Source organism: Gilliamella sp. wkB171 (assembly GCF_001693755.1).
Taxonomy (GTDB): domain Bacteria; phylum Pseudomonadota; class Gammaproteobacteria; order Enterobacterales; family Orbaceae; genus Gilliamella; species Gilliamella apicola_F.
Window position 1 is genome coordinate 1 of sequence record NZ_LYST01000030.1, and the last position, 13,880, is coordinate 13,880.

9 protein-coding genes are annotated in these 13,880 nt (G+C 39.2%); 4 read left to right on the plus strand and 5 right to left on the minus strand.

The features are described from left to right. The 5 genes from A9G03_RS02850 to parE all read right to left on the minus strand — a co-directional run. On the minus strand, positions 1–1,180 hold a 1,180-nt coding region (locus A9G03_RS02850; protein WP_082209391.1), incomplete at its 3' end, for a TerC family protein. Between the two features lie 1,429 nt (positions 1,181–2,609). Next, the gene (locus A9G03_RS02855; protein WP_065633291.1) at positions 2,610–4,055 is read right to left on the minus strand and encodes a TrkH family potassium uptake protein; all 1,446 of its coding nucleotides are present in this window, start codon (positions 4,053–4,055) and stop codon (positions 2,610–2,612) included. 14 nt (positions 4,056–4,069) lie between these two features. Next, positions 4,070–4,924 (minus strand): co-chaperone DjlA, encoded by an 855-nt coding sequence (gene djlA, locus A9G03_RS02860; RefSeq protein WP_065798362.1) that lies wholly within the window; start codon positions 4,922–4,924, stop codon positions 4,070–4,072. A gap of 1 nt (position 4,925) precedes the next feature. Next, a complete protein-coding gene (gene parC, locus A9G03_RS02865) occupies positions 4,926–7,154 on the minus strand; it encodes a DNA topoisomerase IV subunit A (protein WP_065798363.1) in 2,229 nt (742 codons plus the stop codon). 27 nt (positions 7,155–7,181) lie between these two features. Continuing rightward, on the minus strand, positions 7,182–9,071 hold the full coding sequence (parE, locus tag A9G03_RS02870) for a DNA topoisomerase IV subunit B (protein ID WP_065633276.1): 1,890 nt from the start codon (positions 9,069–9,071) through the stop codon (positions 7,182–7,184). A gap of 234 nt (positions 9,072–9,305) precedes the next feature. Between parE and A9G03_RS02875 the strand changes: the two genes are divergently transcribed. From A9G03_RS02875 to A9G03_RS02890, 4 genes are all read left to right on the plus strand, one after another. Further along, entirely contained in the window at positions 9,306–11,756 is a 2,451-nt protein-coding gene (locus tag A9G03_RS02875; protein WP_065798364.1) for a DMSO/selenate family reductase complex A subunit, read from the plus strand. Positions 11,757–11,776: 20 nt separating this feature from the next. Continuing rightward, on the plus strand, positions 11,777–12,391 hold the full coding sequence (locus A9G03_RS02880) for a DMSO/selenate family reductase complex B subunit (RefSeq protein ID WP_065633292.1): 615 nt from the start codon (positions 11,777–11,779) through the stop codon (positions 12,389–12,391). Position 12,392: 1 nt separating this feature from the next. Then, positions 12,393–13,232 (plus strand): dimethyl sulfoxide reductase anchor subunit family protein, encoded by an 840-nt coding sequence (locus A9G03_RS02885; RefSeq protein WP_065798365.1) that lies wholly within the window; start codon positions 12,393–12,395, stop codon positions 13,230–13,232. Positions 13,233–13,300: 68 nt separating this feature from the next. Next, entirely contained in the window at positions 13,301–13,864 is a 564-nt protein-coding gene (locus A9G03_RS02890) for a molecular chaperone TorD family protein (RefSeq protein WP_065633279.1), read from the plus strand. Positions 13,865–13,880 lie beyond the last annotated feature (16 nt).

The following is a 13,880-nucleotide window of genomic DNA, read 5'->3' on the forward strand; positions in this document are numbered from 1 at the left end:
CTTTTTTAAATTGTTCTAACGCAACTAATAACGAGACTGTTTCTGGAAAAATCAGCGGTTGTTTTATTAGTGCATTAATATCAATCGGCTCTTTGTTTTGTAGTACATCTTTTAAAAGATCATTAACCTGAATAATGCCTAATGGTTCATCAATTGAAGCTGTATCAGTCACCACTAATCGTGAATGTGGATTATCGAAAATTTCTTTTAAAATAACTTCACGTTTTTCATTAATGTTGATCATATCAACATTTAATCTTGAGGTCATAATACTGCTTACCGAACGCTGTGCAAGCCCGAGTACCCGTTCAACCATACTCAGTTCTTGATGATTAAATACTGATACTTTTTTATTGGCATCAGATACAACATCAACGGTATGCGTGTCTGGATCTTCTTCGGCATCGCCTTTAAGTAAATGTAATATCGCTTCGGCTGTGCGTTCACGTAATGGTTTTTTGTTTAACGCTTTACGACGATTAAAGATCGCTAATTGATTGAAAAATTCAATCATAATCGAGAAGCCAATTGCGGCGTATAAGTAACCTTTAGGTATTGCAAAACCAAATCCTTCAGCAACCAAACTAAAACCAATCATCAATAGAAAACTTAAACAGAGGATAACGATTGTTGGATGTGAATTAACAAAATTGGCAAGCGGTTTACTGGCGACCATCATGATTCCAATTGCTATACATACTGCAATTATCATCACTGGAATATGTTCTACCATCCCAACGGCAGTAATCACCGAATCGAGCGAAAATACGGCATCAAGTACGACAATTTGTGCGACAACGGTCCAAAAATGAGATGTTTTTTTCGGTTTGCCATCTTCCTGTGAAGCACCTTCAAGTCGTTCATTGAGCTCCATGGTGGCTTTAAATAGTAAAAATATCCCTCCAATTAACATAATTAATTGGCGTGCATTAAAACTTATTCCTGATATCGAAAATAAAGGCGTTGTAAGAGTGACTAACCAGCCTGCAAACATTAGTAAAATAATGCGTGTAATTAATGCAAAAGCTAGCCCCGTGACGCGTGCTTTATCTCGTTGTTGGGGGGGAAGTTTCTCGGCAAGAATGGCAATGAAAACAATGTTATCAATACCAAGGACGATTTCAAGTACAACCAGAGTAGATAAACCAATCCAGATTGTAGGATCCATGATCCATTCCATATGTCAGGTGATTACCTCAAATAAATACAGCACATGCTGCCCAGTAATTCTGTCTGTAATTGGCTAAATAATCAATAAAATATTTATAATTTTTATCAAAATTTAGTGGTTTTGTGATTGAGAGTGGGGAAGTTTTTTACTTTAATGTAGGCGTTTCTTTCAAGTTCTGAACGAGATTGGGTGATTTTGGGGTAGGGTGAGATTTCGGACGTTTCTGGCTGAGTGATTTTTTCATAACGATAATTACGTCCCAGTAAAGCGGGGATGTTAGGGGACTTCGCAAAAAATCCCCTAATTCGGACGTTTTCACAGACAAGAAAAATCAGCAAAACCATTAACGTCCGAAACCCAAACCAAACAAAAAAATCTAAGGGAAATGGGTGTTTTAGTATAGCGCTCTGAATTTCGAAAATTTTGGATCAATAAGCCAAGATGCTTATTAAAGCACATATCCGCGCAATTACAACGTGCCGACAACTGAGTGGCGGTGCGTAAGACCGCACGAAGGCGGAGGGAAGTCGCAGGCTACTTTGTCCTTGTGCTGCGAGGGGTTGTTAGGGGACTTCGCAAAAAATCCCCTAATTCGGACGTGTTCACTGACAAGAAAAATCAGCAAAACGACTAACGCCCGAAATCCAAGCCAAACAAAAAAATCTAAGGAAAGTGGGTGTTTTAGTATAGAACTTTAAATCTCGAAAATTCCGCATCAATAAACTAAGACGCTTATTAAAGCACATATCCGCGCAATTACAACGTGCCGACAACTGAGCGCGGTTAGCATGCCAAACAGGGATGTTTGGCAAGGCGCTGTTTTGTCAGGAACAAATCAGCGGCGGTGCGTAAGACCGCACGAAGGCGGAGGGAAGTCGCAGACCACTTTGTCCGTGCGCTGCGAGGGATTGTTAGGGGATTTCGTAAAAAATCCCTTAACTCGGACGTGTTCACAGACAAGAAAAATCAACAAAACCACTAACGTCCGAAACCCAAACCAAACAAAAAAATCTAAGGAAAGTGGGTGTTTTAGTATAGAACTTTAAATCTCGAAAATTCCGCATCAATAAACTAAGACGCTTATTAAAGCTCATATCCGCGCAATTACAACGTGCCGACAACTGAGTGCGGTTAGCATGCCAAACAGGGATGTTTGGCAAGGCGCTGTTTTGTCAGGAACAAATCAGCGGCGGTGCGTAAGACCGCACGAAGGCGGAGGGAAGTCGCAGACCACTTTGTCCTTGTGCTGCGAGGGGTTGTTAGGGGATTTCGCAAAAAATCCCCTAACTCGGACGTTTTCACAGACAAGAAAAATCAGCAAAACGACTAACGTCCGAAACCTAAACCGAACCAGAAAATCTCTTTTAAGAAATTAAGAAATTTAAAAAACAAATTTGATGGATAAGTAGAAATGATTCCTGACAAAAATCACCAATCCTTAGCTACGCCAGAAAGTTGGTGTAAATAATACTAACAAGGTGAAGATTTCTAATCGGCCAAATAACATATCGACAACCATTACCCATTTGACTAAATCACTTACATTAGCAAAGTTATCGCTAACACTACCTAGCCCAACACCTAAGTTATTTAGGGATGAAGAGACAATATAAAAAGAGTCTGTCGCATCAATGCCTGTGCCCATAATTATAAATAGACTGACTAAAAAGACTAATGCATAGGCAGAAAAGAATCCCCAAACCGCTTCGATTATACGTTCGGGTACGACGCGGTTATTGAGTTTTAAGGTATAAATTGCGTTAGGGTGAATTAAACGCTTTAATTCACGTGAACCTTGCATAAAGAGTAATAATACACGCACTACCTTTAACCCACCACCGGTAGAACCAGCGCAGCCACCGATAAATGATGCAGAAAGTAAGAAAATAGGTAATGAAGACGGCCAGGTATTAATATCATCAACCGTAAAGCCAACGGTTGCGGCTATTGAGACTACTTGTAATATAATTTTATCAATACTTAGATGGCGTTGTGGTTGATAGACATAAATAACAAAAGCACAGATAATAATTAAAATTATAAGAATAAAAAGGAAGGTTCTAAACTCTTGATCTCGCCAATAAACACTGATAGAAAACCCATTTAGTGCTGCAAAGTGTAGTGCAAAATTACAACCCGATAAGATTAGAAAAATGGTCACAATATAATTAATGGCCGGACTGTTAAAATAAGCTAGATTATTATCATGGGTTGAAAATCCGCCCATCGAAATTGTCGAGAAACTGTGCGAAATGGCGTCAAACACATTCATGCCAGCAAGCCATAAGCAAATAGCACATAGGGTGGTGAGCAAAATGTAAATTGACCACAGTGTTTTTGCTGTTTCGGCAATACGTGGTCGCATTTTACTGTCTTTTTGTGGACCAGGAATTTCGGCCCGATAAAGCTGCATACCCCCGACCCCTAATAATGGTAAGATGGCTACGGCTAATACGATAATACCCATCCCGCCGAGCCATTGTAGCAACTGCCGGTAAAAAAGTAGTGCTTTAGGTAGATGGTCAAGATGCACAATAGTGGTTGCGCCTGTTGTGGTCAAGCTAGAAAACGATTCAAAAAAAGCTGTGGTTAAGTTAAGGTTGATATGGTTGTCAAAAATAAAGGGAAAGGCACCGATAGTCCCTAATACTAACCAAAATAGTACGACAATGAAAAATCCCTCACGCGTGGTAAGTTCATGGCGGTGATTTCGATTAGGAAGCCATAAAACACAACCTAAAACTAGCGCTGCAAAAAATGAACGAACAAAAATCGCTCCCGCACCGTCACGATAAATCAACGCGACCAGTGCTGGTAAAAGCATAAATATCGATAATAAGGCTATTAACAATCCAACGATTCTGATAATTGAACGCCAATGCATCATAATGATAGTCTCTACTTAAATCCTCGGGATGCTTTAATAAGATCATAAGCGGCTTGAATTTCTTGCGCACGTTTTTTAGCGGCTTCTAACATCTCTTTCGGTAAACCTTTTGATACCAGTTTATCTGGATGATGCTCATTCATTAATTTACGATAAGCGCGTTTAATTTCTGAGATTTCAGCTGTCGGCTCAACGCCCAAAATTTTGTAAGCATTTTGCAAATCTGATTGAGTCGAGCGACCTTGGTAACCGCCATAATTATTACCCTGATTATATTGACTATGTTGGTTATATTGATTTTGTGAGTAACCATGACTATTTTGACCAAAATGATAGCTTGCCATCATCATTTTGATATACGCCGCCATTTGCTGACGAGGTATATTAAATTCATCTGCTACAATAAAAAGAATTTCTAACTCTTTATCATCCAATTGACCATCAACCAGCGCGGCTTGAATGAGTTGTTCACAAAAAATATTTAACACATTACGTCGGTAACGGTATTGTGCATAGAGCTCAGCCAAACGTGAACGTAGTGGGTAATCACTAGCTTTACCGCGATTGAATGATTCTTGAGCTAACTGGCGGCTGTTACTATCAAGTTGTAATCTATCCATAAATTGGCGAGCCAGATTGATATCATCTTGGGTCACCACACCTTTAGCTTTACTTAAATGTCCCAATACTTCAAAAACAACGGTTAGATAGAGCGTTGGATTTGCTTGGGTTCGTTGATTGGTTAATTTATTACAAAATGCTTGATAAAGCATTGGGCCAATAAAAAGACCCAGTATAAAACCCCAACTTGTTTTTAAGACAATGCTTAACACAAAGCCTGTAATAATCGCCCAAATAAAAGACATATTATTCGTTCACCTCAATTCGATCTATTTTTTGTAGTCCGCGAGGTAAAGCACTACCTTTACGCGCGCGTTCTGCAGTAAATTTTTGTAAATCAGCAGGATAAAGCGTTAGTTTGCGTTTACCAACATGTAAGGTTATTGATGTTGTTGGTGTGATTAACATCATATACGCTAAACTATCATCACTACCGGCAAGTGAAATAATTTTGTTACCTTTGCCTTTGGCTAATTCGGGTAAGTCTTTAACAGGAAAAATTAGCATGCGTCCTGCTTTTGTGATGGATAACAGTAAGCTTTCTTCATCAGTAATTTCAATAGGTGGTAATACCTGAGCCTGATTAGATAAATTAATGATAGCTTTACCATTACGATTGCGCGCAACTAAATCACTAAATTGACAAATAAAACCATAACCTGCACTTGATGCCAGTAATAATTTTTGATTTTCGTTAGCTGACATAAGGACATGTTCAACTATTGCCCCAGCAGGGAGTGCCAATTTTCCGGTAAGCGGTTCGCCTTGACCTCGAGCGGATGGTAATGTATTGGGTTCAATAGCGTAGCTGCGACCAGTTGAATCAATAAAGACAACTGGTTGATTACTTTTACCTTTGGCTGCTGCTTTGAAGCTGTCTCCCGCTTTATAACTTAGCCCAACTGGATCGATATCATGTCCTTTAGCCGCTCTTACCCAGCCCATTTCGGACAGCACAATAGTAACAGGTTCTGACGGTGTTAATTCTTGTTCGGTAATCGCTTTAGCTTCACTACGTTCAACGATTGGCGAACGGCGATCGTCGCCATACTTTTCAGCATCTTGTTGTAACTCTTTTTTGATTAAATTACTGAGTTTTCTTGGTGAGCCAAGTAGAGCTTGTAGTTGATCGCGTTCTTTAGCTAGATCAGCTTGTTCGCCTTTGATGCGCATCTCTTCTAATTTTGCTAAATGACGCAGTTTTAACTCTAAAATCGCTTCTGCTTGTGTTTCACTTAAGGCAAATCGTTTAATCAATTCTTCTTTTGGATCGTCTTCATGCCGAATAATTTCAATAACTTCATCAATATTTAAAAAAGCTATTAATAAACCATCTAAAATATGAAGGCGTTTTAAAACCTTGTCTAAACGATAGTTTAGACGTCTGGTTACGGTATTACGGCGATACTCTAACCATTCGGTAAGAATTTCAACTAAGCCTTTCACTGCTGGGCGGTTATCAAGCCCAATCATGTTCATATTAACACGATAGCTTTTTTCCAGATCGGTTGTCGCAAATAGATGATTCATCACTTGTTCTAAATCAACGCGATTGGATCGCGGCACAATCACTAGACGCGTTGGATTTTCATGATCTGACTCGTCACGTAAATCTTCAATTAACGGCAGTTTTTTTGCTCGCATTTGTGCGGCGATTTGTTCTAATATTTTTGCACCTGAAACTTGGTGTGGTAGATCAGTAATAACAATATCACCGTCTTCTTTTTTCCAAACGGCACGCATGCGAATTGATCCACGTCCAGTTTGATAAATCTTTGCAATATCTTCTGGTGAGGTGATAATCTCGGCTTCAGTTGGAAAATCTGGTCCTTTAATGTGAGCCATCACTTCACTCAGTGTTGCTTTAGGATTATCAGCTAACATAATAGCGGCATTAGCCACTTCACGGATATTATGCGGTGGTATGTCAGTTGCCATCCCTACAGCAATACCGGTGGTACCATTTAATAAGATATTGGGTAATCTAGCCGGTAACATTTTCGGCTCTTGTAATGTACCATCAAAGTTAGGGGTATAATCGACCGTGCCTTGCCCTAACTCGCCTAATAGCAGTTCAGCATATTTCGATAAGCGTGATTCGGTATAACGCATAGCGGCAAAGGATTTTGGATCATCTGGCGCACCCCAGTTACCTTGTCCGTCAACTAAAGGATAACGGTAGGAAAATGGCTGAGCCATTAATACCATTGCTTCATAACAGGCGCTATCACCATGTGGGTGATATTTACCTAAAACGTCACCAACGGTACGTGCTGATTTTTTAAATTTAGCTTGAGCATTAAGCCCTAATTCTGACATGGCATAAACAATACGTCGTTGCACTGGTTTTAAACCGTCACCAATAAACGGCAGTGCACGATCCATAATGACATACATCGAGTAGTTTAAATAAGCGCTTTCAGTAAAGGTACGTAGCGATTGAACTTCTACTCCGTCATGAGTTATCTCACTCATTATTGTTCCTCTAAATCATTCTTTATGTTAGACATCAAGTTGGACTTGGTCACCTTTTTCTTGTAACCATTCACGGCGATCTTCTGAGCGTTTTTTCGCAAGTAGCATATCCATTAATGCCATTGTTTCTTCGGAATTATCTAATGATAACTGAACTAAACGGCGAGTATTCGGATCCATCGTTGTTTCACGTAGTTGCAGTGGATTCATTTCACCTAAACCTTTAAAACGTTGGACATTTGGTTTGCCTTTTTTACGTTTTAACTGATCTAAAATCCCTTCTTTTTCTTCTTCATCCAAGGCATAGTGAACTTCTTTACCAAGATCGATACGATAGAGTGGCGGCATGGCAACAAAGACATGCCCATGTTCTACCATGGCTTTAAAATGGCGAACAAAAAGCGCACAAAGCAGCGTAGCTATATGTAATCCATCGGAATCGGCATCAGCTAAAATACAGATTTTACCATATCGTAATTGACTCAAATCATCACTGTCGGGATCAATACCAATAGCGACCGAAATGTCATGGATTTCTTGTGAACCTAAGACCTCGTCTGATGAGACTTCCCAAGTATTTAAGATTTTACCTTTTAACGGCATAATCGCTTGATATTCCCGATCGCGAGCCTGTTTTGCTGAACCTCCCGCAGAATCCCCTTCCACTAAAAAGAGTTCGGTTCGGCTTAAATCCTGTGAAGAACAATCGGCCAATTTACCCGGTAAAGCAGGACCACTTGTGAGCTTTTTACGAATAACTTTTTTTGATGCTCGTAGGCGTTTTTGCGCACTTGAAATGACCATTTCAGCCAGTAATTCAGCGACTTGTACATGTTGATTTAACCAAAGGCTAAAGGCATCTTTAACAATTGCCGAAACGAATGCAGCGCTTTGTCTTGATGAAAGGCGTTCTTTGGTTTGGCCGGCAAACTGAGGTTCTTGCATTTTTACCGACAGTACATAAGCGCAGCGTTCCCAAATATCATCGGCAGTGAGTTTTAAACCTCGTGGTAATAGGTTACGAAATTCACAAAATTCACGCATTGCATCGAGCAGACCTTGGCGTAGACCATTTACGTGAGTACCGCCTTGAACCGTTGGAATTAAGTTAACGTAACTTTCAGTTAACAGTTCACCGCCTTCAGGCATCCAAAGTAGCGCCCATTCAACTGCTTCAGTTTCACCATTATGGCTACCAGTAAAGGGCTCTTCTGGTAAAAGCGTGTAACCACTCACTGATTCCATTAGGTAATCTTTTAAACCGTCTTGATAGCACCAGCGTTGCTCGGTATTGTTGATCTTATCTTTAAAAATGATTTCAAGACCGGGGCAAAGTACAGCTTTGGCCTTCAATAGGTGCGTTAAACGTGGTACAGAAAACCTTGGTGAGTCGAAATATTTTTCGTCAGGCCAAAAATGAACCTTGGTCCCTGTATTACGACGACCACATGTACCAATAACATGTAAATCCTCGACTTTATCACCATTTTCAAACGCGATTTGATACACTTGCCCATCACGGTTAACGGTGACTTCTACACGCTTTGATAAAGCGTTAACTACCGAGATACCTACCCCATGTAAACCACCAGAAAATTGGTAATTTTTATTAGAGAATTTACCCCCTGCATGTAAGCGGCACAGTAATAGTTCAATCGCCGGAACGCCTTCTTCAGGGTGAATATCAACCGGCATTCCGCGACCATCATCAATCACTTCTAATGAGTTATCTTCATAAAGTGTGACTTTAACTTGTTTGGCATGTCCCGCTATTGCTTCATCAACACTGTTATCAATGACCTCTTGCCCTAAATGGTTTGGACGGGTAGTATCCGTGTACATCCCTGGTCGGTGACGGACAGGATCGAGTCCTTTTAGGACTTCAATATCAACGGCATTATATGTGGATTGTGACATAATTTTTCTATTCATCCGGATAAATGGGAGTATTATACCAATCTTTCATTAAGATGTATGAAATTAAATTTATGCTTATTTGAAAATACGTTTTTTAAAGCTGCGTTATTTGATAATGATTTTTATTATATTAATTTATTTGAAGTTAATTTGTTTTTTTCCTATTTCTCAGTTTTTTTATTACACTTTTAGTATTATGATAGATAAATCCCACACAAAAATTAAGGGAATAAGATGAGCAAGTCAGAAAATAAAATTACTCGACGCGACTTTTTGCAAAAATCGCTCGCTGTCGGGAGCGTTGCTGCACTCGCAAATAATTTTCAATTACCATTTGCCTATGCCGAGCCTAATCCAACAACTGAAAATAGTTTAGCACCAAATCCTACTAATGATGAGAAGATTTTTTATAGTGCTTGTTTAGTTAATTGTGGTAGTCGATGTCCATTAAAAGTACATGTAAAAAATGACATTATTACTAAAATTTCATCGGAAGACGGTATTAACGAACCTGCCTTTGGATTGCATCAAATTCGTCCTTGCCTGCGAGGTCGAGCTGTTCGTTGGCGAACTTATGATCCTGAGCGTTTAAAATATCCCATGCTCCGTATTGGTAAACGAGGTGAAGGTAAATTTAAACGCATTTCATGGGACGAAGCCATTAATCTTCTTGCAGATAAACTTAAATATACCATCAACCAATATGGTAATGAGGCTATCTATTATCAATATGGCACAGGCACGACGGGCGCCAATCTTTCTGGGCGTAATGTCTGTAAGCGATTTTTAAGCAGTATTGGTGGCTTTCTTAATTATCATGGTGATTACTCAAGTGGGCAGATAACCGCCATTCAACCTTATATTTATGGTAATGCTAAAGATTCATTATTGGATCAAATAAAGCATTCTGATTTAGTTGTGATGTTTGGTCATAATGTTGCCGAAACGCGAATGTCGGGCGGTGGGCAAGTTACAGAGCTGTTTAATGCATTAGCACAAAGCAACGCTCGAGTAATTATTATCGATCCTAGGCGTAGTGAAAGTGTGGTTGGTTATAATGCCGAGTGGATACCAATTATTCCCGGTACCGATGCTGCATTAGTTGCCGCAATTGGCTATGCTTTACTGGAAGAAGATAAAATTGATGAGGCAATGCTTAATCGATATTGTGTGGGGTGGAATGCAGACTCATTGCCTGATTCTGCGCCGCCTTTTAGTGATTATAAATCGTATATTTTAGGTTTGGGGGATGATAGAACGGCTAAAACCCCTGAATGGGCAGCGAAAAAGACCGGTATTCCTGCTGCAAAAATTCGGCAACTTGCACTTGATATTGTCAATGCTAAAGCAGCTTGGATCTCTCAAGGTTGGGGGGCTCAACGCTGGCAAAATGGTGAGCATACGGCTCGAGCAATTATGTTATTACCAATTATTACAGGTCAATTTGGTAAACGTGGTACTAATATTGGAACATGGGGAGGGAGTGTGACTTATCCTGTTCCAGGTTTAAACCTTTTAAATCCGATTAAAACCAGTATTCCTTTCTTTTTATGGACGAAAGCTATTGCAGATCCAAATAGCATGACAGCTAAAAACTCTTACATACTGGGTAAAGATAAACTCGATGTGGGTATCAAATTCTTATGGAGTTATGCCAGTAATGTAATTGGCAATCAGCATGCTGATCTCAATCAAACCCATCAAATTTTACAAGATGAATCAAAATGTGAATTTATTTTAGTGTGGGATACCCATATGACTGCATCGGCACGATATGCTGATTTATTGCTACCTGATGTATCATCGGTTGAAAGCAATGATCTTATTAATAATTCTTATGCAACGGGTGCTTATCACTATTTTATTCGAATGCAGCGCGCTATTAAGCCATTATGGGAAAATCGCCCTGCATATGAGGTTTTGACTGAATTGGCTGAAAAAATGGGCGTTAAAGATAAATTTACGCAAGGGCGAACTCAAGATGAGTGGATAGCTTATAGCTATGAAAGAATGCGCAAGCAAAATCCTGATTTACCCCCTTTTGCTGACACTGATGGGATGGGTGTGATTGACCGTAAATTAGCTGATAGTGATGCACAAATCGCGTTAAAAGATTTTCGAGATGATCCGATTAATCAGCCATTAAATACGCCGTCCGGTAAAATAGAAATCTATTCTGAAGCATTAGCTAAGATAGCCGGTCAGTGGGAGTTTGATGAGCAGGATATGCTTTACCCAATTCCAGCTTATCTACCCGCTATTGAGGGGAGTGAAGATATAGCTATGCGGCAAAAATATCCGTTACAAATGATAGGATTTCATATTAAAGGCCATTGTCACTCAAGTTATAGTAATTTACCTCAATTACGCGAAGCTGTAGCAAGCAGTATATGGATCAATCCACTAGATGCAGAGCAACGTCAAATTAAGCATGGTCAACTTGTTGAAGTTTTTAATGATCGAGGACGACTTTATATTCCCGCTAAAGTTACACCAAGAATATTACCTGGCGTGATTGCTATTCCGCAAGGATTATGGGCTAAAACTAATGCGGCCGGCATTGATATTGGTGGTTGTGTGAATCGCTTAACTTCTATGCGGCCTTCAGTTCTGGCTAAATCGAATCCACAGCACACCAATTTGGTTGAGATTAAACCATTGTCGGTGATGTCATTGACATCATAGGTAATAGGGGGATGAGCAAAATGCAATTTGGATTTTATATTAACTCTGCTAAGTGTACTGGTTGTAAAACTTGCCAATTGAGTTGTAAAGATGAAAAAGATAATGCGCTCGGTGTTCATTATCGCCGCGTATATGAATATGGCGGTGGTTCATGGCAGCAAGTTGATGGTATTTGGCAAAATGATACTTTTACCTATTATTTATCCATTTCATGTAATCATTGTGAGCAACCAACTTGCGTGCAAGGTTGCCCAACCGGTGCGATGCATAAACGCAAGGAAGATGGTTTAGTTGTGGTTAATCAAGATGTGTGCATAGGGTGCCGCTATTGTGAAATGCGCTGTCCATATGGTGCACCTCAGTATGATCACCAAAAACGGGTGATGTCAAAATGCGATGGTTGTTATGAACGTGTGGCCGAGGGGCTAAAACCAGTATGTGTAGAGTCTTGTCCACAACGTGCATTAGATTTTGACCAAATCGATAAATTACGTGAGCGCTATGGTGAAGAACGTAATATTGCTCCATTACCTGATGCTCAGTTAACAAAACCTAATATCGTGATTAAACCACATCCCCAAGCTAAAGCTTCGGGTGATACTTTGGGTAAAATACTCAATCCAGAGGAGGTGTAATATGCATGAATTACCTCTAGTGTTTTTTACAGTGTTTGGGCAACTATCCGCTGGTATGGTGTTTTTGAGTAGCTTATATTATCTGGTTAATCATACAAAAGATAAATTATCTATTATTCAAAAAATTAATGTTATCAGCCTGATTTTTATGGCGATAGGCATGATCATTGCTTCTTTCCATTTAGGGCATCCTTTACGCGCATTAAATGTGATTTTTGGTATTGGTCGCTCGCCGATGAGTAACGAAATTTTTACCTTTGGCGTATTATTTGGTGTCACCTTTGCTTCAGTAGTATTAAATTATTTTTCGTGTTGTCCAACTAATGATAAGTTCAAATTCTTTAGAGTTATTTGTTCGAAGATAAATAAGATTCCTTATGTAAATGGTCTACTATCAGCCGTTCTAATTTTATTAAGCATAGTGTTTGTTTGGACCATTGTTTTAACCTATATGTTACCAACAGTCAAAACATGGGATACGTATTACACTGCCTTGCAAATGTATACCGCTATGTTTGCTTTAGGTGGGATTGCAAGCGCTATGTTGGGTTTGAAACGGTTGGGCAGTGTTGTTTTTTTTATTGGCGGATTGTTAATTCTATTGTTAAAAATACCTTATGCTAATTTAATGGCAACTATTACGCCAGAACTCACCGCTCAGCAAAGTGGTTGGATGATTGGTGAATGTGCTTTAATCTTAGTTGCCTTGTTGTTAGTGATTATCAATATTTGGCGAGCAAATTATTCGATGGTCTTGTCGATTATCGCTTTTGCTTGTGTTTTTGTTGCTGAAATTTGTGGGCGCATTGTATTTTATAATTTATGGATAATTCCATTATAATAAGTAACAAACAGTTTTACTCATCAAGATGAAAAAATCGTCTAATGATAATTAAGGGATAGAATAACTTGGATAAGTTAGCATGCGCAACGGTGGCAAAAGTGTTAGGTGCTTTTTTTTATTATTCGCCAAATAGCCAGATTGTACAGCCACTGATTAATCCTTTATTACATATTGATAAACTTATTGATTGGCAAAATCCATCATTAATTAGTCAGCAGTGCCAAACATTAATGACAGAAATAAGTAATACAGATCTTGATTATCAATTTTCTTTGTTATTTGAAGGGCAGGGTGATATGCCTGCACCCCCTTGGGGATCCGTTTATTTAGATCAAGAACAGTTATTAATGGGCGAATCACAAGAGCGTTATCGTCAGTTTTTACAGCAACATGGGATAACCCTTAATACCGGTATGAATGAGCCGGAAGATCAGTTTGGATTAATGTTAATGGCATTTGCTATGTTGTTAGATAAAAATCAACCACAAGCCGCATGGCAATTGATTAATCAACATCTAATAATTTGGTCATCTAACTATTTAGCCAAATTAAAAAATAATGGCATTAGCCAATTTTATCAAGCATTGGCAGTCATTGTTGAACAATATTTACAAATGATTTCAATCTGAGCTGTGTCGTGTTGTT

Excerpts from the sequence above, each read along its gene's own strand:
- A9G03_RS02875 (WP_065798364.1), top strand. The coding sequence starts at position 9,306 with ATGAGCAAGTCAGAAAATAAAATTACTCGACGCGACTTTTTGCAAAAA.
- A9G03_RS02855 (WP_065633291.1), bottom strand. The coding sequence starts at position 4,055 with ATGCATTGGCGTTCAATTATCAGAATCGTTGGATTGTTAATAGCCTTA.
- A9G03_RS02880 (WP_065633292.1), top strand. The coding sequence starts at position 11,777 with ATGCAATTTGGATTTTATATTAACTCTGCTAAGTGTACTGGTTGTAAA.
- parE (WP_065633276.1), bottom strand. The coding sequence starts at position 9,071 with ATGTCACAATCCACATATAATGCCGTTGATATTGAAGTCCTAAAAGGA.
- parC (WP_065798363.1), bottom strand. The coding sequence starts at position 7,154 with ATGAGTGAGATAACTCATGACGGAGTAGAAGTTCAATCGCTACGTACC.
- djlA (WP_065798362.1), bottom strand. The coding sequence starts at position 4,924 with ATGTCTTTTATTTGGGCGATTATTACAGGCTTTGTGTTAAGCATTGTC.
- A9G03_RS02885 (WP_065798365.1), top strand. The coding sequence starts at position 12,393 with ATGCATGAATTACCTCTAGTGTTTTTTACAGTGTTTGGGCAACTATCC.